At 42.5% G+C, this 20265-nt stretch carries 22 protein-coding genes; 13 read left to right on the top strand and 9 right to left on the bottom strand.

Annotation, left to right across the window (positions count from 1 at the left end; translation table 11 throughout):
* Nucleotides 1–22: 22 nt before the first annotated feature.
* Nucleotides 23–925, top strand: a complete 903-nt coding sequence (locus E0H88_RS10780) for an AEC family transporter (protein ID WP_131274158.1) — start codon at nt 23–25, stop codon at nt 923–925.
* A gap of 81 nt (nt 926–1006) precedes the next feature.
* On the opposite strand, the gene E0H88_RS10775 is transcribed toward E0H88_RS10780, so the two are convergent.
* From E0H88_RS10775 to yihG, 6 genes are all read right to left on the bottom strand, one after another.
* Nucleotides 1007–1294, bottom strand: coding sequence for a PA4642 family protein (locus tag E0H88_RS10775; RefSeq protein WP_086196432.1), 288 nt, complete (start codon nt 1292–1294; stop codon nt 1007–1009).
* Between the two features lie 196 nt (nt 1295–1490).
* Nucleotides 1491–1763 carry a cell division topological specificity factor MinE gene (gene minE, locus E0H88_RS10770; RefSeq protein WP_086196431.1) on the bottom strand — a complete coding sequence of 91 codons (273 nt, stop codon included), beginning with the start codon at nt 1761–1763 and terminating at the stop codon, nt 1491–1493.
* A gap of 3 nt (nt 1764–1766) precedes the next feature.
* Entirely contained in the window at nt 1767–2579 is an 813-nt protein-coding gene (minD, locus tag E0H88_RS10765; RefSeq protein WP_086196430.1) for a septum site-determining protein MinD, read from the bottom strand.
* Nucleotides 2580–2645: 66 nt separating this feature from the next.
* Entirely contained in the window at nt 2646–3377 is a 732-nt protein-coding gene (gene minC, locus E0H88_RS10760) for a septum site-determining protein MinC (protein ID WP_092819846.1), read from the bottom strand.
* Nucleotides 3378–3499: 122 nt separating this feature from the next.
* Nucleotides 3500–4552: a preprotein translocase subunit SecA gene (locus E0H88_RS10755; RefSeq protein ID WP_131274157.1), complete on the bottom strand. Its 1053-nt coding sequence runs from the start codon at nt 4550–4552 to the stop codon at nt 3500–3502.
* Nucleotides 4553–4570: 18 nt separating this feature from the next.
* Nucleotides 4571–5494, bottom strand: coding sequence for a 1-acylglycerol-3-phosphate O-acyltransferase, YihG family (yihG, locus tag E0H88_RS10750; protein ID WP_131274156.1), 924 nt, complete (start codon nt 5492–5494; stop codon nt 4571–4573).
* A 248-nt stretch (nt 5495–5742) separates the two neighbouring features.
* Here yihG and E0H88_RS10745 point away from each other — a divergent pair, with 248 nt between their 5' ends.
* From E0H88_RS10745 to E0H88_RS10700, 10 genes are all read left to right on the top strand, one after another.
* Entirely contained in the window at nt 5743–6393 is a 651-nt protein-coding gene (locus E0H88_RS10745; protein WP_092819843.1) for a YiaD family glycine zipper/OmpA-like lipoprotein, read from the top strand.
* 135 nt (nt 6394–6528) lie between these two features.
* Complete coding sequence (locus tag E0H88_RS10740) at nt 6529–8568, top strand: UvrD-helicase domain-containing protein (protein ID WP_092819842.1); 2040 nt, start codon at nt 6529–6531, stop codon at nt 8566–8568.
* Nucleotides 8569–8618: 50 nt separating this feature from the next.
* Nucleotides 8619–9071 carry a dUTP diphosphatase gene (dut, locus tag E0H88_RS10735; protein ID WP_131274155.1) on the top strand — a complete coding sequence of 151 codons (453 nt, stop codon included), beginning with the start codon at nt 8619–8621 and terminating at the stop codon, nt 9069–9071.
* A 455-nt stretch (nt 9072–9526) separates the two neighbouring features.
* Nucleotides 9527–10951, top strand: a complete 1425-nt coding sequence (locus E0H88_RS10730) for a phosphomannomutase/phosphoglucomutase (RefSeq protein ID WP_131274154.1) — start codon at nt 9527–9529, stop codon at nt 10949–10951.
* Between the two features lie 10 nt (nt 10952–10961).
* Nucleotides 10962–11870 (top strand): acetylglutamate kinase, encoded by a 909-nt coding sequence (gene argB, locus E0H88_RS10725; protein ID WP_131274153.1) that lies wholly within the window; start codon nt 10962–10964, stop codon nt 11868–11870.
* Between the two features lie 150 nt (nt 11871–12020).
* Nucleotides 12021–12815 carry a GNAT family N-acetyltransferase gene (locus E0H88_RS10720; protein WP_092819839.1) on the top strand — a complete coding sequence of 265 codons (795 nt, stop codon included), beginning with the start codon at nt 12021–12023 and terminating at the stop codon, nt 12813–12815.
* Nucleotides 12816–12898: 83 nt separating this feature from the next.
* On the top strand, nt 12899–13747 hold the full coding sequence (locus E0H88_RS10715; protein ID WP_092819838.1) for a class II glutamine amidotransferase: 849 nt from the start codon (nt 12899–12901) through the stop codon (nt 13745–13747).
* Between the two features lie 425 nt (nt 13748–14172).
* Nucleotides 14173–14628, top strand: coding sequence for a bacteriohemerythrin (locus E0H88_RS10710; RefSeq protein ID WP_092819837.1), 456 nt, complete (start codon nt 14173–14175; stop codon nt 14626–14628).
* A gap of 138 nt (nt 14629–14766) precedes the next feature.
* Nucleotides 14767–15849: a hypothetical protein gene (locus tag E0H88_RS10705; RefSeq protein ID WP_131274152.1), complete on the top strand. Its 1083-nt coding sequence runs from the start codon at nt 14767–14769 to the stop codon at nt 15847–15849.
* Nucleotides 15849–16172: an RnfH family protein gene (locus tag E0H88_RS10700; protein WP_092819835.1), complete on the top strand. Its 324-nt coding sequence runs from the start codon at nt 15849–15851 to the stop codon at nt 16170–16172. The genes E0H88_RS10705 and E0H88_RS10700 overlap by 1 nt, the downstream gene beginning before the upstream one ends.
* A 45-nt stretch (nt 16173–16217) precedes the next feature.
* Here E0H88_RS10700 and E0H88_RS10695 read toward each other — a convergent pair whose 3' ends face one another.
* A complete protein-coding gene (locus E0H88_RS10695; protein WP_092819834.1) occupies nt 16218–16616 on the bottom strand; it encodes an outer membrane protein assembly factor BamE in 399 nt (132 codons plus the stop codon).
* A 112-nt stretch (nt 16617–16728) separates the two neighbouring features.
* On the opposite strand from E0H88_RS10695, the gene fur reads away from it, so the two are divergent.
* Complete coding sequence (fur, locus tag E0H88_RS10690; protein WP_131274151.1) at nt 16729–17166, top strand: ferric iron uptake transcriptional regulator; 438 nt, start codon at nt 16729–16731, stop codon at nt 17164–17166.
* 70 nt (nt 17167–17236) lie between these two features.
* Here fur and E0H88_RS10685 read toward each other — a convergent pair whose 3' ends face one another.
* Together E0H88_RS10685 and E0H88_RS10680 are read right to left on the bottom strand one after the other, a co-directional pair.
* The gene (locus tag E0H88_RS10685; protein ID WP_131274150.1) at nt 17237–18358 is read right to left on the bottom strand and encodes a PilT/PilU family type 4a pilus ATPase; all 1122 of its coding nucleotides are present in this window, start codon (nt 18356–18358) and stop codon (nt 17237–17239) included.
* A 26-nt stretch (nt 18359–18384) separates the two neighbouring features.
* A complete protein-coding gene (locus tag E0H88_RS10680) occupies nt 18385–19422 on the bottom strand; it encodes a type IV pilus twitching motility protein PilT (RefSeq protein ID WP_086196416.1) in 1038 nt (345 codons plus the stop codon).
* Between the two features lie 123 nt (nt 19423–19545).
* Here E0H88_RS10680 and E0H88_RS10675 point away from each other — a divergent pair, with 123 nt between their 5' ends.
* The gene (locus tag E0H88_RS10675; RefSeq protein ID WP_131274149.1) at nt 19546–20238 is read left to right on the top strand and encodes a YggS family pyridoxal phosphate-dependent enzyme; all 693 of its coding nucleotides are present in this window, start codon (nt 19546–19548) and stop codon (nt 20236–20238) included.
* Nucleotides 20239–20265 lie beyond the last annotated feature (27 nt).

Raw genomic sequence — 20265 nt, 5'->3', positions numbered from 1 at the left:
TCATTAAGGATACAGATAGAGCATGAATATTGTCATGGCGCTATTTCCATTGATCATTTTGATTGCAATGGGATATCTACTTAAACAGACGCGTTTTGTCACAGATGAATTTTGGGGAAACTCTGAAAAGCTCAATTATTTTATCTTGTTTCCTAGCTTGCTCTTTTTGAATTTATCTCATGTCGAGCTGGATATGGCTACCGTATCGAGCATGCTGGGAATCTTGATCCTGATAATTTTGCTGGCAGCGATGGCTCTTTTTGTGGTCAAAAAAATCTATAACATTCCGGTACAGCGTTTTGGCGTGTATATGCAAAGCCAGGTGCGCTTTAATACCTATATCGGCCTGTCGCTCATGGCATCTTTATTTGGACCGAAAGGCATGCAAATGTTTGCCATGCTGATCGCTGTCGCGATTCCTTTAGTGAATATTTTATCGGTACTGGCATTATCGACCTTGAGCTGGCAAACTCTTGGAAAAACTATTATTTCGATTAGCAAAAATCCGTTAATTCTCGGCTGTATTGTAGGTGTGGGTTTTAATCTTCTGGATTTGAACGTCATGCAAAGTGTTGAACAGTTATTTAAACTGCTGGCTGCCATGAGCTTGCCTTTGGGTTTGCTGTCAGTCGGTGCAGCACTGCAATTTGATCAGTTCAGAACAAATATCTATCGTTTATTGATGAATGTGTTTGGGCGTTTGCTCATCATGCCCTTTTTGGCATTTGCCGTATGTTGGGCTTTTCATCTAAGTCATTTAGAGCGCATGATTCTGGTGGTGTTTTTTAGTTTGCCGACCGCTTCTGCCTCTTATATTCTGACCCGGGTGTATCAAGGCGATCATCGATTAATGGCGGCCGTGATTAGCTTGCAGACCCTATGTTTTGCCGTGACTTTTCCTGCATTAATGCTATTGCTGGCTTAAAATAAAATGCTTAAAAGAAAATGAGTGTGATAAAAAATACCTGGCTGTTCTATGCAAACCGTCAGGTATTTTATGGATTACTTAAGCAAACTTGGCAAGCACTTCCAGGAAGCCTTCGCTTTGGCGCGGGTACTGTGCAATCACATCATGAATGCGTTGACCTTCAGGATTGGTGGCATTGACATCACGGCCATCGGCAACGAATTGAGTCAGTAAACGCTCATAATCATTTGGACGCATATGCTTGAATGCGTGATAAAGCACATGAAAATCAGCATTCACGCCTGCAGGAGGTAGCTGAGTTAAGTAGGCAAATACACGCTCATCTGACCATTCTTCATTGAACGTTGCTGGCTGAGATAATGCCATCGCAATCTCCTTGGTATACTGATTAAAAAAGGCAAAATATGAGGCTAGACCAGCAAACTTAAAGCACTGCTTTAAGGCTTTGCCTAGTCGAAAGACTTGAAGCTATGCTTCAAGTGAGCTGAATGGGATAAAATACCAGTTCAGCAAGCCTCATATTTTGCCTTGATTCAATTTGCTTGACTAATCAAAATTCAGATTATCGCTCTTCAGGCAAATTGATATTCATTTCTAACATTTCAATATTGGCTTCAGAACGAACCGACATTTGAATGTGCTGTTCATCCACGCCACGGACATAACGGTTGACCACCTGCATGATTTCTTTTTTCATGAGGTCAATCTTTTCTTGGCTTAAGCGTTTGCCTAAACCTTGTTCAGAGGCAACAATAACTTTTAAACGATCTTTAGCCGTCTGTGCGCTTGATGGTTTATCCTCACTACTAAACAGTTTACTCCAGAATCCTGCCATTTCTTACGCTCCAAATAGTCTTGCCAACCAACCTTTAGGTTTGACTTCAATGTGACGGTAAGGACGTTCTTCACCCAGGAAGCGTGCTACAAGGTCATCATAAGCCTGACCCGCAGCTTCTTCAGTAAACAGAATAACCGGTTTACCTTCGTTAGATGCTTGCAGTACGCTCTTACATTCAGGAATAACCCCCAGTGTAGGGACACGTAAGATATCTTTAGAAATATCGTCAATCGTTAACATTTCTTGTTTATCTGCACGTTCAGGGTTGAAACGTGTAATACAAAGATGCTTACGGATACGACCTTCGTTTTGTTCTACTTTTTTGGTTTTGCTGTCAAGCATACCAATAATGCGGTCAGAGTCACGTACCGAAGAAATTTCCGGGTTGGTCACAATGATCGCTTCATCTGCATGGTACATGGCCATGATGGCACCGCGTTCGATCCCCGCAGGTGAATCACAAATAATGTAATCAAATTCTTGAGAAAGTTCATCCATAACACGTGCAACACCTTCATCGGTCAAGGCATCTTTGTCACGGGTTTGTGATGCAGGCAAAATGTATAAATTTTCAATATCTTTGTCACGAATAAGCGCTTGTTGAAGACGCGCTTCGTTATTCAATACATTCACAAAATCATAAACAACGCGACGTTCACAACCCATGATTAAATCCAGGTTACGTAAACCCACGTCAAAATCAATCACAACAGTTTTGTGACCACGAAGGGCTAAACCTGTTGCAAAAGATGCACTTGTAGTAGTTTTACCTACACCACCTTTGCCTGATGTTACGACAACAATTTTCGCCACCGAATCCACTCCTGTTATGGTTCAAACCCCTTTTTAAATATGGGGCTTTTGGTGTTTATTTATACATTAAAACTCGAGAACTTCAAATACAAGTTCTTGATGATCATTCAAGTAAATATGGACAGATTTTTTCAGGACATGTGGTGGAATGTCATCCGCCACACAATATGTCCCTGCAATCGATACCAGTTCTGCTTCCAGGGAATGGCAGAAAATACGTGCTGCACTGTTCCCGCCTGCGCCGGCGATGACTCTACCACGTGCGCTACCATAAATATGTATATTTCCTGAAGCAATGACTTCAGAGCCGCTATTGATCCCGGCATTGAGAATAATATCGCCATGATCCTGGACCAGGCATTGACCGGTACGCAAAATTTCATCGTGATAAGAAGTCACATGGCTGATGACACGACTTGGTTTTGCAGGCGCTTCGTCGGTGTCTTGGGTTGGGGCAGGCTCAACTTCAGGCTTGGCCTCAACCACTTGTTCTTTCGTGGCTTTAATCCGTTGTAAGGGTTTGTTGTCTGCGGGCAGAATAGGAAACTGAATGGCACGGGCTTCATTGGAAAGAATGCCATCAATCACGCCCATCGGCTGTAAGTCCAGACTGATCAATAACTGAATCAGTGCGATCAGCTCCTGTTCTACCGTGCTGTCAATAATGACCAGCGTGCCATGAGAAGCAGTCTCTTGAAGCATTTGAGTCAATTGCTGGCGGATTGCATTGTGATCATTGGTGTCAAAAGTTAATCGGGTAAAATTAACCATTCTGCCTGTAATCCGTATATCAGCCATAATTATTCCTTAAGACTTCTGACTCATTAATTTTATGTCGAAGTGATGTTGTAAATAGAGCAAATGCTAGAACAAATTGCAGCTTTTCTCTAGCCACGTTTTCAATATTTTTAATCTCATGATCATTCTTTAACTTGATCATGCTGTTCCAGAATTTGTTGCCATTGTTTTACTTTCACTTGCTTGCGAATGGCTTCTAAACTCTCAAAAACAGCCGATTCCACCAGTTTTTCTACATGGGTATTATTTTCAAATTGTATTTGACTGATTTTATTTGAAATTTCTAAATAAGCCAGATTTTTTTCATTTTTATGACCATAGGCAAAAGGTTCAATCAGCCCCAGCGTGATGTTTTCCCCCAAGCGTTGTCCGATGCTCTGGATCTGTTGTTCTATGCGCCCTCCCACAATCGGAATCAGACGCAATAACTGGGTGAGTTCAGGGGTGTCTTCAATGGCGCGATTGACAATATCGCCGACATTTTCAGCAATCATGATTTTTTGCGCTTGCAGCTCTTTACCCAAAGATTCTTGTAAAATATCCGCCAGGGCAGTGGCAAACATGTCACGGTGATGGGCAACCAAATCTTCAATCAGTTTTTTATGTGTAGTACTGGTGGAAAGTTCACGTTTTATGCCATCTAAAACCGTAAGTACAATACGGCTGGTGAGTTCTTCAAGCAACATGTGGTAATAAAATTTGGCCCGCCGATACCAGGAGTCCGGAATAACTTTATAACCATGCTGGTACAGATTGTAGGCGATGGCCCCGGCACGTAATAAACGTAAAAAACGCAGCTGCGGAATAATCGATAGAATTTCATACCAGTGTATAAAAGGAAAGAAAAACCAGCGTTTATGATGCTGCGCAATAATCGCAATGGCCCAGCGAACCAGCAGTTCAATCACCAGAAAACTGGTAAACCAGCTTTCGGTAATGATAACCCAGGGACGCAATGAGTTACGGTAAAATTGCAGCAGTTCAGGAAGATGAATGAAGTCAAACAGCCAGCCGCCAAAATCACTCATCAGTATGGCATTGGCACTGAGACAGAACAGGTTAATGATGATCAGAACCATCATAAAAATGTCATAGCCCAGTGCGACTTTCCATCCCCACGTGCCTTTTTTCACAAAAGAAAAGGTGGGGGATGTGATCTGGTCGTCTTGCTTCATTTTTTTCCTTGCGTGTGTTTAAGCTTTTGCTGCCAACTCTTGCTGCATGCGTTCAATCAGCTGGTCTTTTTCAGTCCATAGCGTATGAACCCATTGCTGAAAACGTTCACGATATTCAGCATCATCTTCATAATTACCGCCCAATACCCAGCCTGGAATTTCAATTTTACGCAAATTCACCGCAATGCGATTGACTTCGCCTAGCCAGAAATCGCCATAACCCGGTGCCCCATCCGGATAAACAATGGTCATGTCAACCAGCGCATCAATCTTGTCGCCTAAAATATTCAGCGCCAGGGCCAACCCGCCGGCTTTAGGTTTAAGCAAATGTTTGTAAGGGGATTGCTGCTGCGCATGTTTCTCTGGCGTAAAACGCGTACCTTCCAGATAGTTCAATAAGGTAAACGGTTGACTTAATAACTGTTCACAGGCCTTACGCGATTCTTCCATGTCACGGGTTTTCAGTTCCGGATTTTTGGCAATCTGTTCCTTGCTATGACGCTTCATCATCGGGAAACCTAAAATTTTAAAGGCTTGCCCGACAAAAGGAATAAAGATCAGCTCCCACTTGGTAAAGAAACGGGTCAGCGGCATGCGGGTTAAACCAAAGTACTGATTTACTGTAGTATCCACCCAGCTTTGATGGTTACAGGTCATCAGGTAACGGCCTTGCATACTGAGCTCTAAACCTTCTTCAATCGTGATATCCCACTTTAAGTTGGGCAATATATGCTCGATTAGCCAATTGTTGACACTGAGCCAGCTGTTGGTAATTTTAATGTTGGTTTCATCTACTTTACGTGATTTTTTAATGAGTTTGGTTAGTCCCAATGCGAGTACGGGTGGTCCATGAAAAAAAGTGCTTCCGGTAATGACCGAACCGACAGTAAGCCCGCGAGATATTTTTTTTAATATCGGTTGCTTGGTATTTTGAGATGACATATAAAAAACGGCCTTAAAAGAAAATCATCGAAGGTTTTTATTCAGTATTGAATATAATTGCAGAATTTAAAATAAAAAAGTCTATTCATACAAGTATGAAGAAATTGTGCGGAAGTTATTCTTAAGATCCGCAATAAATATTACAAAATGTAACTAATGCATGTATTATTTACAAAAAATCAATGGTATGCCCATTTTTTTTAATTCATTATTCCACCATACGATAAAACACAAGAAGGAGGCATGCGATGCGTGCACTAGCAATTTCAGCAGCGGTAGCAGGGGCATTAGTTCTATCTGGCTGTCAAACTGCCGGTAGTACAGGCGGTATGGAATACGATAAAACAGCAATTGGCGCATTGGTTGGTGCAGCTGCGGGTTATGGTATTTCTAAAGGTAATGCAAATACAAGCGCTCAAAATAACCGTGCAGCTGCGATTGGTGCAGTGGTAGGTGGTGCAGCGGGTGTTTACCTTGACAATAAAGAGAAAAAATTACGTCAACAAATGGCGGGTACTGGTGTAGACGTTACACGTAATCCGGATGGTTCTGTTGGCTTGATTATGCCGGGTAACATTACTTTTGATACCAACAAGTCAAATATCAAACCTAACTTCTACGCGACTTTGAACAAGGTTGCACAAACACTGACTGAAGACAACAAGAGTGGTATTCTTGTAACAGGTTATACAGACAGCACTGGTAATGACTCGATTAACATTCCATTGTCTCAAGCGCGTGCTCAATCTGTAGCGAACTATCTTGCCGGTCAGGGCGTGGCACGTACGCGTATTAATGCACAAGGTCAAGGTTCAGCGAACCCGATCGCATCAAATGCGACTGCTGAAGGCCGTGAACAAAACCGCCGTGTAGAAATCAGCATTTACGCGGTTCAATAATTCTTCATGAATGCATGCTGAATTGAAAAGACCACCTTCGGGTGGTTTTTTTATGAATGTCAAATTTGTATTTTAGGTTATGCAAGTTTGGCGCAGATGACTATAATCGAGCTCCAATCAATACGAGGAAATACTATGTCGTCGGCAAGTCAACTCAATGACAAGCAACTTGAAGCCATGAAATATACTCAAGGACCCTTGTTAGTACTTGCAGGGGCTGGTTCAGGTAAAACCTCGGTAATTACGCGAAAAGTCGCGCATCTGGTTAAGAATTGCGGTATTCCGGCGCATCGTATTACTGCCATGACCTTTACCAATAAGGCAGCACGCGAAATGAAGGAGCGTGTGGGTAAATTATTGTCTCGTGAGGAAGCCAAAGGTCTGTCCGTTTCGACCTTCCATACCTTTGGTCTGAATTTGTTGCGATTGGAACTGAAACATACGCCGTTAAAAAATAATTTTTCTATTCTGGATGCCGATGATTGTAAGCGCATCCTGATGGATTTAATGCACCGTGATAATTTGTCCGGTGCAGAAAGTAAAGAGCTGATTGCCAAAGCCATGAAGATGATTTCGGACTGGAAGAATGACCTGATTCCACCGGAACAAGCTCACACCACCTGTGAAACCGCCGAAGATGTACAGTTTGCGCATTTATATCAGCTCTATGAGCGTAATTTGCGTGCCTATAATGCGGTGGATTTTGATGATCTGATCGTGATGCCGACCCGTTTGTTGCAGGAAAATGCCGAAGTTCGGGACAAATGGCAGAACCGGGTGCGTTATCTCTTGGTCGACGAATATCAGGATACCAATACGGCACAGTATATTCTGGTGAAACTGCTGGTCGGAGTGATGGGACAGTTCACGGCGGTAGGTGATGATGACCAGTCCATTTATGCATGGCGCGGAGCAAAGCCTGAAAATATGGCTTTGTTGAAAGAAGATTTTCCGAATCTAAAAGTCATTAAATTAGAACAAAATTACCGTTCGACCAGCCGTATCCTGAAGGCTGCAAATACGGTGATTGGCAATAACCCGCATATCTTTGATAAAAAGCTCTGGTCGGATAAAGGTCACGGTGAAGTGATTCGCGTGATTACCTGCCGTAATGATGATGATGAATCCGAACGTGTGGTCAAGGACCTGATCACCCATAAACTGATGAATGGGAAAAACTGGAAAGATTACGCGATTTTGTATCGCGGCAATTTTCAGGCTCGTATTTTAGAAACCCAGCTGCGACAAATGCAGATTCCCTACAAGCTTTCTGGCGGCCAGTCTTTCTTTGCGCGCGCAGAAATTAAAGACATCATGAGTTATTTGCGTCTGATTATTAACCCTGAAGATGACAGCGCATTTTTACGGATTATTAACACGCCGAAACGTGCTATTGGTCCGGTGACTTTGGAAAAATTGGGTCTGTTTGCGCAAGAAAATCACTTATCGCTGTTGGCAGCAGCAGGCGATCAGCGTTTAACGATGGCAATTCCGAAAAAAGCCACTACACAACTGGCTGAATTTGCCGATTTTATTGGCAATTTTACCCGAAATCTGCTGGATGACGACGAGCCTGTACCCATTATTCGCCAGATGATGCAGGAAGCGGGATATATTGATTACATTAAAGAAAATGCAGCAACCCCAGCACAGGAAAAAACCAAGCTGGATAATATTGAAGTGCTGTATAGCAGTATTCAAAGTCTGATTAACCGTGCCGAAGATGTTGATGACAAGAATATTGAAAGTGTGATTCGTAAAATGGTGCTGCTGGATATGCTCGAGCAGCAGCAGGAAGAAGAAGATACCGATAAAGTCAATTTGTTGACTTTACATGCGTCCAAAGGTCTTGAGTTTCCTTATGTGTATCTGATTGGTCTGGAAGAGGAAATTCTGCCGCATAAAAACTCGATTGCAGCCGAAACCGTGGAAGAAGAACGCCGTTTGATGTACGTGGGCATTACCCGTGCCCGTCAAGGCTTGACCATTACGCTGGCCGAGCAGCGTAAAGCGGGTGGCCAGATGAAACAGATGACACCAAGCCGTTTCTTGGATGAATTGCCGCAAGATGAGCTGGAATGGTTGGGTCGCAAGAAAAAACTGGCCGGCAATATTGACCCCAAATTGCAGGCCCAGCATTATCTGGAAAATTTACGTGCGCTGATCAAGCGTTAATTCACCATTTAAACCATGCAACATTTAAACCATACAATTAGGAAAAACAAATGAAAGTTCAAGTGAAAGTGCTCGATACACGTTTAGGCAATGAATGGCCGATGCCTACCTATGCGACTTCGGGTTCAGCAGGTTTGGACTTGCGTGCTTGTGTCGATGAAGCGACTGTGATTGAGCCGGGCCAAACAGTATTGGTAAAAACCGGTTTGGCTATTTATATTGAAGATACAAATTTTGCCGGTTTAATTTTGCCGCGTTCAGGTTTGGGCCATAAACATGGGATTGTTTTAGGCAATCTAGTCGGTTTAATCGATTCAGATTATCAAGGTGAGTTGATGGTATCAGTCTGGAACCGTAGCCAAGCAGCATTTACTTTGCAACCGGGTGAACGTTTAGCGCAGTATGTACTTGTTCCTGTTGTTCAGGCGCAGTTTGATATTGTCAATGAATTTGAAGCAACAGAACGTGGTGCTGGCGGTTTTGGCCATACGGGTAAAGGCTAAACCTTGATTTAGTATAATTGAATAAAGCCTGATAAATACAACAGTGGGATTGGTCTGTGTCAGGTTTTATTCTTAAATCTGGATAGGATGAATAAAATATTCCTTATAAAACAAAGAATCAGCAATCATCTGATTTCAAAACTATAAGTCTGATTTGAATAGGGGTATATACGTGGGATAATGTTTTTATTGTTTTTGTAGATAATTGTTTTTAAATTAAATTTATTTGAATACTTTTGTTTTTAACCAGCATAAATTATATATTTATCAACCAAATAGCGGATCCATTAAGTAAATTTGTAAAAATTTTTTACCATTGCTTAAAAATATGAAATGCTTTTAGAATGTTAATCTTCTCATTTAATAAGATGATACCCTGGTTGTGAATACTGAGCTAATCCAGCATGCCATAAAATTTTTATTTTATGGGTTATTCTAAAGTAGAAAATGTCATCATGAATTTTGAAAATAAAAAATTCCCAGCACAAATTTTTCGTGCCTATGATATTCGTGGAAAAATATTACTTTTGACTCCTGAGCTTGTCAAAGCCATTGCCTATGGATTGGTGATGCAATATCAAAAGTTAGGACAGACCCAACTGGCTATTGGTTATGATGCGCGCTTGACCAGTCCCGAATATGCAGAAATCATCAGACAAGTGTGTGCAGAAAAGGGGCTGCATGCCACAATTATTGGTTGTTGTTCGACACCACTTCTATATTTTATTGCCCGTCAGTTTGACGGTAATGGCATTATGCTCACAGCCAGCCATAATCCTAAAACAGATAATGGCGTGAAGTGGATTATTCAGGGCGAACCGCCTTGTCCAGAGCAGATCCAACAAGTGGCTGTCGCAGCTCGTTCGGTTTTTAATCCAGAAGAAAAAATACTGATTGAACCGATTCAACATGAAATTGTGGTGAAGTACTGCCTTGAATATCAACATGCGCTATTAAAAGATATCCAGCTAAAGCGGCCATTTAAGGTGGTACTGGAGGGTCTGAATGGTTCAGCCGGACGCTGTGCGGCTTTGGTGCTCAAAAAAATGGGCTGTGAACTGACGCTCATTCGCTGTGAGGCCAATGGCCATTTTCCTGATCACGAACCCGATCCGTCACAAGAGAAAAATCTGGCAGAGTTAAAGCAGGCCGTGCTTGAACAGCAGGCCGATATCGGTATTGCGCTGGATGGCGATGGCGATAGAGTCGTGTTGATTGATGAACATGGCACCACAATTTCCGCAGACCGGTTGTTGTCGCTATTTTCAGAAATGTGCCTGAAAACGCATCCCGGTCATGAAGTGGTTTTTGATGTCAAATGTTCGACCATGGTGGGGAATACCGTGCGTCATTTGGGCGGTCAGGCCAAAATGATCCGTACCGGAAGTTCTTTTTTACGGACCTATATATCGCAGTCCCAGGGCAAAGCCGTGTTTGGCGGAGAATATGCAGGTCATTATGTGTTTAATGACGGGCGCGGTTTTGGCTATGATGATGGCTTGTATGCTGCATTAAGGGTACTTGAATATCTCGGCCAGCAGGCTGATTTAACCCTGTCCCAGGCCTTAAAGGCATATCCGGAACGTTGTTGCACTGAAGATACCTATATCAGTACGCATAACATGGAGCCGAAGGCAGTATTGCATGACGTGGAAATGAAAAGTCAGGATTTTGATGCGCAATTAAGTAAAATTGATGGTGTACGACTTGATTTTGAAGATGGATTTGGCATTATTCGGGCATCGAATACCGGTGAATATTTTACAGTGCGTTTTGATGCGGATAATCCTGTAAGATTAAACGATATTCGACACACATTTGTTTCCATGTTAAGTGACCGATATCCTCAAATCGCTCAAGACATTTTAGATGCTCAATAAGGAGAGGCGAATGCCACATCAGCATACTGGCATCGACAAAGCACAAATTTTGACAGAAGCTTTGCCGTATATTCAACGTTTTGCAGGTAAGACGCTAGTAGTCAAGTATGGTGGCAACGCAATGACCGATCCGGAGCTGGAAAGCTCGTTCGCGCGTGACATTGTATTGTTGAAAACCGTCGGTTTAAATCCAATCGTGGTGCATGGTGGCGGTCCACAAGTCGATTCGTTCTTGAAACAGTTAGGCCGCGAATCTGACCGTATTGATGGCATGCGCGTCACTGACCCTGCAACCATGGAAGTGGTGGAAATGGTCTTGGGCGGTAGCGTGAATAAATCCATCGTCAATCTGATCAATCAACATGGCGGTCGTGCCATTGGTCTGACCGGTAAAGATGGCAACTTGTTACGTGCCCAGAAGTTATTGATGGAAAAAACTGCTGAAGATGGCACGGTCAAACAGATTGACCTTGGCCTGGTGGGTGAAGTGGTTGGGGTGAAAACCGACGTTCTGGAAATGTTTACCCAGGGTGATTTTATTCCAGTCATCGCACCGTTGGGTGTAGATGAAGAAGGCAATACCTATAACATCAATGCCGATTTGGTGGCGGGTAAAGTGGCTGAAGCTTTAGGCGCAGAGAAACTGATTCTTCTGACCAATATCACCGGTGTACTCGACGAAAATAAAAACCTGCTGACAGGCTTGACCACTCAGGAAGTCGACCGTTTAATTGAAACTGGTGTGATTTATGGCGGCATGATTCCGAAAGTGGGCTGTGCACTGGATGCCGTCAAAGGCGGTGTAGTCAGCGCGCATATTGTGGATGGCCGTGTTCCACATGCCACTTTACTGGAAATTTTTACCGATCACGGGGTCGGTACTTTAATTACCAACCGCAGTCATCCAAAAAAGGTTTAATCGGAACGACGCGTTGCAATAAATTGTAAGCTAATATAAATAAGCCTCATTTTAATGAGGCTTTTTGTTTTGGATTTGTTGTTATTTGATCATAATAATGTCATCTTGATTGCCTAGTGTAAAACAATAACAAAAGCAAGGTCTTATAAAATGTTTGATCAGTTGAATAAATATGATAAAAATTCTGAATTTCCCTTTCAAAAAGGTTTGGTTACAAGTTCTCCATATAAGTTTGAATGGATTGAAGATTTAAAAACTTTACAGGAAGCTCAGCGTTTCCGGGCAGTGCAGTTTTCACAGCAGTTTGGCATTCAGTTTGAATCTGGCCTGGATCAGGACTTGTATGACTTTGGCTGTGAACATGCAGTATTGCGGGATAAATGGAGCAATGAAATTGTTGCTTATACGCGCTTAAAACTGTTTCAAGGCCATGAACTAAAACAGAGCTATAGTCAGCAGGAATTTAAAATTGTTCAAGCGTTCAGCCACTTGGATAATATTGTCGAAATCGGGCGAACTTGTGTGCACTCGCGTTACCGCTCTGGAAAGGCTCTTTCGGTACTATGGACAAATCTGCTACCTAAAATCGTGGAGGAGATGCGGGCCAAGTATTTAATTGGTTGTGTCAGCATTCGCATGCAAGGCAATGAGTCACGGGCGTATTATACTCATCAGCATATCAAGGCATTGCCGCAGCAATCTATCTGCAATATTCAGTCTCAGCAGGTATTTGAGCCGCCATACCCGCAGTATAGTTTCCAGCAGGATGAACGCATTCCAAAACTTTTTGATGTTTATCTGAACATGCAGGCGCAATTGTCCACTCAGGCTTTTTATGATGAAGCTTTTAATTGTCTGGATTATTTTGTCTATCTGGAAGTAAATCAGCTGACTAAAAACTTTATTCTGCAGAAAAAATCAGAACTAAGTCTTGAAAATGCATAAGAAACCTTGATTTTGCTGTTTGTAATGGGCAAAGGAGTAATGCAAAATAGCATGGTGGTGGATTAAACAGATGATGAAGACTTATGTGCCAGTTACTCGGAATGAATTGTGCTACGCCCACGGATGTAACTTTCTCGTTTCGTGGTTTTTCTCAGCGTGCTGGCATTACATCAGACCATTGTGATGGTTTTGGCATTGCTTTTTTTGAAGATAAAGCCTGCCGGCTTTTCGTCGATAATCAATCTGCAGTTGAATCACCGATTGCTGAACTCATTCGTAATTATCCCATTAAATCACGCAACGTGATTGCACATATCCGTAAAGCCACTCAGGGTAAAATCAATCTGGAAAATTCGCATCCCTTTAGCCGTGAGCTTTGGGGGCGGCAATGGATTTTTGCCCATAATGGCGATTTACACGACTTTAATCCAACTTTATCGGGTCGTTTTACTCCGGTCGGCAATACCGACAGTGAGCGTGCGTTCTGTTATTTGTTAGACCAACTGGTGCTTAAGTTTGGTTATCATGAACCCAAACTCGATCAGGTGTTCGATTTATTGGCAGAGGTTTCTCCAAAAATAGCCGAACATGGCACCTTTAATTTCTGCCTGTCGAACGGTCAGGCATTATTTACTTATGCGATTACCAAATTGCACTGGCTGGTACGTGAATATCCTTTTAAACCGGCACAATTGATTGATCTGGATGTCGAAGTTGATTTCAGTCAGGTGACGACACCAGAAGATCGTGTCGCCGTCATTACCACAGAACCTTTAACCCAAAATGAAACCTGGACCGCATTTGTGCCAGGAGAGATGATTTTATTTCAGGATGGCCGACCGGTGCGCAAACAGCAGACTCATGTTGAACGCCTGGAACGTGAACGCTTAAATCCGGCATTGAAACGAATCACCAAGGCCGATCAATATTAGTAATATTCATTTCCCAGGTATAAAAAACACCCGATATGGATTCCTATCTGGTATTTTTTATATAGTGAGAAGTTTTTAAATGCATTTTTTATGTTTTAAGTGAGCTGTTTATAGAATTTAGCTTAAATAGTGGCAATAAAGCACGTTTTTTATCATTAATCTATATTCATTAAATGTTTGAAAATATAAGAAATAGAGAGACAATCATTTATATTAAAATTAACGGCTTTTTTTTTGATTATATTGGTTAAAAAATACTTTATCTTTTTGGTGGGTCTTTAAATATAATTGAATATATATCAATGATTTATATTTGTTTTATAAAAAAACCTAAAAGCCGACTATTTTGGTGCATTTTTATTTGTTGAAAATCAATATATTATGAATTTATGTGATTAATCGGTTATATCTAATAGGTGGTCGTAATGAAAATGAAATGGGTTCCAGAATATAATACTGGCATCGATGTGATTGACGATCAGCATAAACGAATTCTTGATTATATTAATGAAATTGATGATATCGTTGAAAATACCGACCGTGCGCGTATTAAACAGATTCTTGATAATATCATTGATTACACTCAGTCGCATTTTACTTTTGAAGAGTCTTTGCAGGAAGAAGCCGGTTATAAATACCGCGTACCGCATAAACGTGTGCATGATTTATTCATTAAAAAGATTGAATCATATCGTAGCCGCTTTGAAATGGGACAGGCGATTGAAGGTGAATTGCATGAAGTGCTTTCAAAATGGCTGATCAATCATATTCAGCACGATGATGCCGACTATGTCGGTGCGGTAAAAGAAAACATGATGGGTATTATTAAAGAAAAAGAAAAGAAAACAGGTAAAAACTGGTTTGCTCGTTTTTTCTCATAAAAGAGAAACGAGATAACAACAATTAAAAAGATAATCATTTTGCGCAGCAAATCATTAGGCATAATGGTTTGCTTTTTCTTTTTGATTTTCACTTATGAGAAAGGCAAAATAGCGAAAGACTTTTTTTAGGAACGCATCATGCAGGACAATGCGATGTCACGATGGCTATCACCGCTGATGGCATTTTGTTTATCTTTTATCATCATTGCCACTTTAGCACCGATTGTAGGGATTCAGCTTGATCGTCAGCTTGATTTTTGGCTGTTATGGTTAGCTACTATGCTTATTTTGGCTTTGCCGATCTGCTATTTGGAAATTGCATTGGCAAAGCGTTCTAAAACAACAGCTTTAAATGCCTTGTCCAGCTTGACCCGGGATGCGGATGCCTCGCAAAAATGGCGTATTGTGGGCTGGCTGGCCGTAGTCTTCATTCCTTTTCTGGCAGGTGGCATGTTGTCGAATGCGAGCCAGCTGCTGGGACATTTTGCCGCTAATGCAATTGCACCGCATCTTTTATTTATAGCCCTGGCTGTTGTTGCTATTTTAGTTTCATTTGCACCGCGAAAAATTATTCTGCTTTTAACGGTGATTGGGGTTTTTGCTGCTTTTATTCTGGCCAATGTGATGGGAACACCTTTACCGTCTTGGCATGTAACACCGGTTGAATTTAGCGAGTGGGGCAGTGCAACCGTCCTGGCACTGGTGGCAAGTGGTTTAGGCATGGGCTTGTACTGGCAAACTAGTTTGCCTGCGGTTCAACAGCAAGATATGGCAAGCAAAACCGTATTGCCGATCTGGATCGCGCAGTTAGTTGCGGTAATTGCTTTTGCTTTCTTTGCTGCTAATGCACAAATCCCAAGCCTGGCTTTGGTGGTTGCTGTCGTGAGTGCTGCGGCATTGTTATTGCAAATGGCGCGTGAACAGCTGTTGCAGCGTCAGTTGAATATCGTGATTCAATGGTTGCTTATTCTAGCTGCCGTATTTGTTTGGGCAATTCCTGCAATGAGCCCGATTTTTAATACACTATTGATGCTTTGGGGCTTAGTGATCTGTCTCATCTATGCCATTTTTGCCGGATGGATCATGAAGATTAGCCATCTGCGTAAGGCGATGAATTTCAGCAATGAGTTGTTTTATAACCTGTGGCGTATTGCCGTACGTGTGGTGTTACCTGTTTCGATTATCCTGGCGATGATTGCAATTATTGGGCAATTGTTCTGATGAGTGAGCTACAACAGGTTTGGGTCGCCTATGCGGCACTGGAGCAACAGTTTCATATTGCGCTGCCTTTTCGGCAAGGCATGACCGCTTTAGAGGCGATTGAACAAAGTGGTATTCGGGCACAGGTTGACTTGGCAGAACCGCTCGCTCTGGGAATTTTTGGCGTGCGCCTGAAAGATCTGCATCACATCTTGCAAGTCGGTGACCGTGTCGAGATTTATCGACCGCTCATCATCAATCCGAAGGATATTCGACGCAAACGTGCAGCAGCCAACCCGGTTGGGCGATATTGTCGTGGAAATCGCTTTAAACAATTGAAGTGATAAGAAAAACCCCTCAACGAGGGGTTTATTTTTATTTTAAAGTGTCTATAGTGGTGGCGCAGTTAAAATCGCTTCTTTTGAGCCGGGCAAGCCAGGTTGAGATTCTGGAATGGTTTCTAGACCTTCAATCTTTTGCACCGTACCGGTTTGATCGAAGTAAATTTTTAAATGTTGACCATGGGCTGCCGGAATCTTGGCTTTTTTCGCATAAGTTCCTGGTATATAGTTATAAATGTAGTCCCAACGTAAAGGATTCATTGGATCTGTTATTGTAGGGCTACCCAGCAAAAAGCGAACTTGTTGGTGACTCATACCGACTTGAATTTTTGACGCTTGTGCTTGAGTTAATGGTGTTCCTTGAGGAATATCAACTTTATAAACGCCCAAGGTCGAACAGCCTGCGAGCAGTGAAGTGACGAATAACGTCAACATGATTTTTTGCATTTTGCTACACTATCCCAAATTAATTATGATGCATTTGATCCAAGGATAGATCATACTGCATCTTAACTTTGTTGCATATTCCAACTTTAAATTTGTTGAGAGACCCTTTTACATGCCTATTTCAAATCAAGATTTACGCAAAGCTGGACTTAAAGTTACGCTTCCACGAATAAAAATATTGGAATTATTAGAAAATTCAAGACAACATCATTTAAGCGCAGAAGATATTTATAAGACTCTACTTGAACAGGGTGAAGATGTCGGTTTAGCAACTGTGTATCGCGTGTTAACGCAGTTTGAAGCTGCAGGCATTATCCAGCGTCATCATTTTGAAAATAATCATTCAGTTTTCGAAATTATGCAAGAAGATCATCACGATCATATTGTCTGCCAGAATTGCAATAAAGTGGTCGAATTCACCAATGACGTGATTGAACATGAACAACATGAAGTGGCTGAAAAATTTGGCTTTACTTTAACTGGTCACTCTCTAAATTTGTATGGTTATTGTGATGCAACGGAATGCCAGGATGCATTACGTAAAAAATAATACTGACTTGGAATCAGTTAAAAAAACAGGCTTATTTGAAGCCTGTTTTTTTTGCATCTTAATCTGGGCCTTAAGCCTGACCATCGAAAGTAATATTCGAACTGGCGCGCATTAAGCGATCGCCGCCTTCTTCCGACAACTTGATTTGCAAGCGCAGATCGTTTGGTGAGTCGGCATGCTTAAGCGCATCTTTATAGCTAATTTGCTTGGCTTTGTACAAGTCAAACAGGGCCTGGTCAAAGGTTTGCATGCCCAGTTCACGTGAACGTTTCATCAGGTCTTTAATTTCATGCACATCACCTTTACGGATTAGGTCTGAAATTAAAGGCGAGTTGATCAGGATTTCAATTGCAGCACGGCGTCCAGTGCCATCCAGCGTTGGAATCAGTTGCTGGGCCACAATCGCTTTCATGTTTAAAGACAAATCCATAAACAACTGGTTATGCCGGTCTGCTTCAAAGAAGTGAATAATCCGGTCTAGTGCCTGGTTGGCGTTGTTAGCATGCAGGGTGGCAAAGACCAGATGGCCGGTTTCGGCAAAGGCAATCGCATAATCCATAGTTTCGCGCGAACGGATCTCACCAATCAGGATCACGTCTGGTGCCTGACGCAGTGTGTTTTTCAAGGCTACTTCAAAAGAGTCAGTATCGATGCCCACTTCACGCTGGGTAATGATACAGCCTGCATGTTCATGGATAAATTCAATCGGGTCTTCAATGGTAATAATATGACCCTTGGAGTTCTGATTACGGTATCCAATAATAGAAGCCAAGGAGGTCGATTTACCGGTACCGGTTCCGCCCACAAACATGATGATACCGCGCTTGGTCATCGCTAGTTCTTTCAGAATCGGTGGTAATTTCAGCTGTTCCATGGTCGGAATGACGGTTTCGATACGACGCAATACCATACCGGGTTCATCGCGTTGTTGAAATGCACTGACACGGAAACGGGCAGTTTTGTCGCGGTTACTGATGGCAAAGTTACATTCGTGAGTTTCAGCAAATTCTTTACGCTGCTTATCACTCATAATCGAGTTTAAAAGCTGTCCCACAATTTCACCAGTCAGTTTGGTTTTGGCGATGGGCACAATCTGACCATTAATTTTCATGGATGGTTCAACATCGGCCGTAATAAACAAGTCCGATGCCTTCTGTTGAATCATCAAATTGAGCAAGTCATTAAAATCCATAATAAGAACCCCAATCCGTTTTCAAATTATAAGAATGATTCTGGCTGTTTTGCCATTGTGCGGGCAGTTTGCGCACTGATCACACCTTTTGCAACCAGGGTTTTTAAACTTTGATCAAGCGTGGTCATACCGTAGTTGGCACCGGTTTGAATGGCAGAATACATTTGCGCCACTTTGTTTTCACGGATCAGGTTACGGATGGCTGGAATACCAATCATGATTTCGTGTGCAGCGACACGACCACCGCCATTTTTCTTGAGCAGGGTTTGCGAGATCACGGCTTGTAAGGATTCAGACAGCATGGCACGTACCATGTCTTTTTCTTCGGCCGGGAATACGTCAATCACACGGTCAATGGTTTTTGCCGCAGAGGTGGTATGCAGTGTACCGAACACCAGGTGACCTGTTTCAGCGGCAGTCAGTGCCAAACGGATGGTTTCAAGGTCACGCATCTCACCGACCAGGATAATATCCGGGTCTTCACGCAGTGCTGAACGAAGTGCTTCGTTAAAGCCATGGGTATCACGATGTACTTCACGCTGGTTGACCAGGCATTTTTTGGATTCGTGTACAAATTCGATCGGGTCTTCTACAGTCAGAATATGGTCATAACGCTGATCGTTAATATAGTCGATCATGGCCGCCAGGGTGGTGGATTTACCCGAACCTGTCGGTCCAGTCACCAAGACGATACCGCGCGGGTAATTACAGATATCTTTAAAGATTTGACCCATGCCCAGATCTTCAATTGTCAGTACTTTTGAAGGAATGGTACGGAACACGGCACCTGCACCGCGGTTCTGGTTAAATGCGTTCACACGGAAACGGGCTACCCCTGGAACTTCAAATGAAAAGTCGGTTTCTAGCTTTTCTTCAAAATCACGACGCTGTTTGTCGTTCATAATGTCATACACAAGTTTGTGTACTTCTTTATGTTCCAAAGCTGGCAAGTTAATACGGCGGACTTCACCATCGACACGGATCAGTGGCGGCATCCCCGCAGATAAGTGTAAATCTGATGCCCCGTTTTTAGCTGAAAACGCTAAAAGTTCAGTGATATCCATAATTTTCCCGAGTTCATTTAAATGTTATTTATTTTGATAGAATAATAAGGCTTTCCCAAAGCTTAACCAACAGTTAGTTGCAAGGGAAGGCAAAAAAAGATGAATGAAATGAGAACCTCGTCAATGAATAGTCTTCAACAGTCACGAAATCAAGTTATACAGCAAATAGAAGATGCCTGTAAACATGCCCGGCGCAATGTGGAAAGCGTACAGTTGCTGGCTGTTTCAAAGACCCATCCAAGTGAGTCTTTGCGCGAAATGTACCAGACCGGACAACGTGCATTTGGGGAAAATTATTTACAGGAAGCCTTGGATAAAATGGAGTCTTTGGGTGATCTGGATATTGAATGGCATTTTATTGGTCATGTGCAGCGCAACAAGACCAAGCATCTGGCAGAAAAGTTTGCCTGGGTACATGGGGTAGACCGTCTGATTATTGCAGAGCGCTTGTCGAATCAGCGTGAGGCGAATCAGGCACCACTGAATATCTGTTTGCAGGTCAATATTGATGCGCAGGACACGAAAGATGGCTGTCAGCCGAATGAAGTGGCTGAGCTGGTTAAAAGCATCAGCCAGCTACCGCATTTAAAATTGCGTGGTCTGATGGTGATTCCCGCACCGAATAATCCGCAAGCATTTAGCGATGCCAAAGCCTTGTTTGAAAATGTAAAAACTGAACATGCTCATCCTGAAGACTGGGATACTTTGAGTATGGGCATGTCGGGGGATATGAATGAGGCGATCGCCGCAGGCTCGACCATGGTTCGTGTTGGAACGGCGTTATTTGGGGCACGAGATTATTCTAAACAGGCGTAACTTTAAATCAATTCTCCCTTGCAGAGC

Source organism: Acinetobacter sp. ANC 4216 (assembly GCF_004331195.1).
GTDB classification, from domain to species: Bacteria; Pseudomonadota; Gammaproteobacteria; order Pseudomonadales; family Moraxellaceae; genus Acinetobacter; species Acinetobacter kookii.
This window is presented reverse-complemented; position numbering and strand designations above follow the sequence as displayed.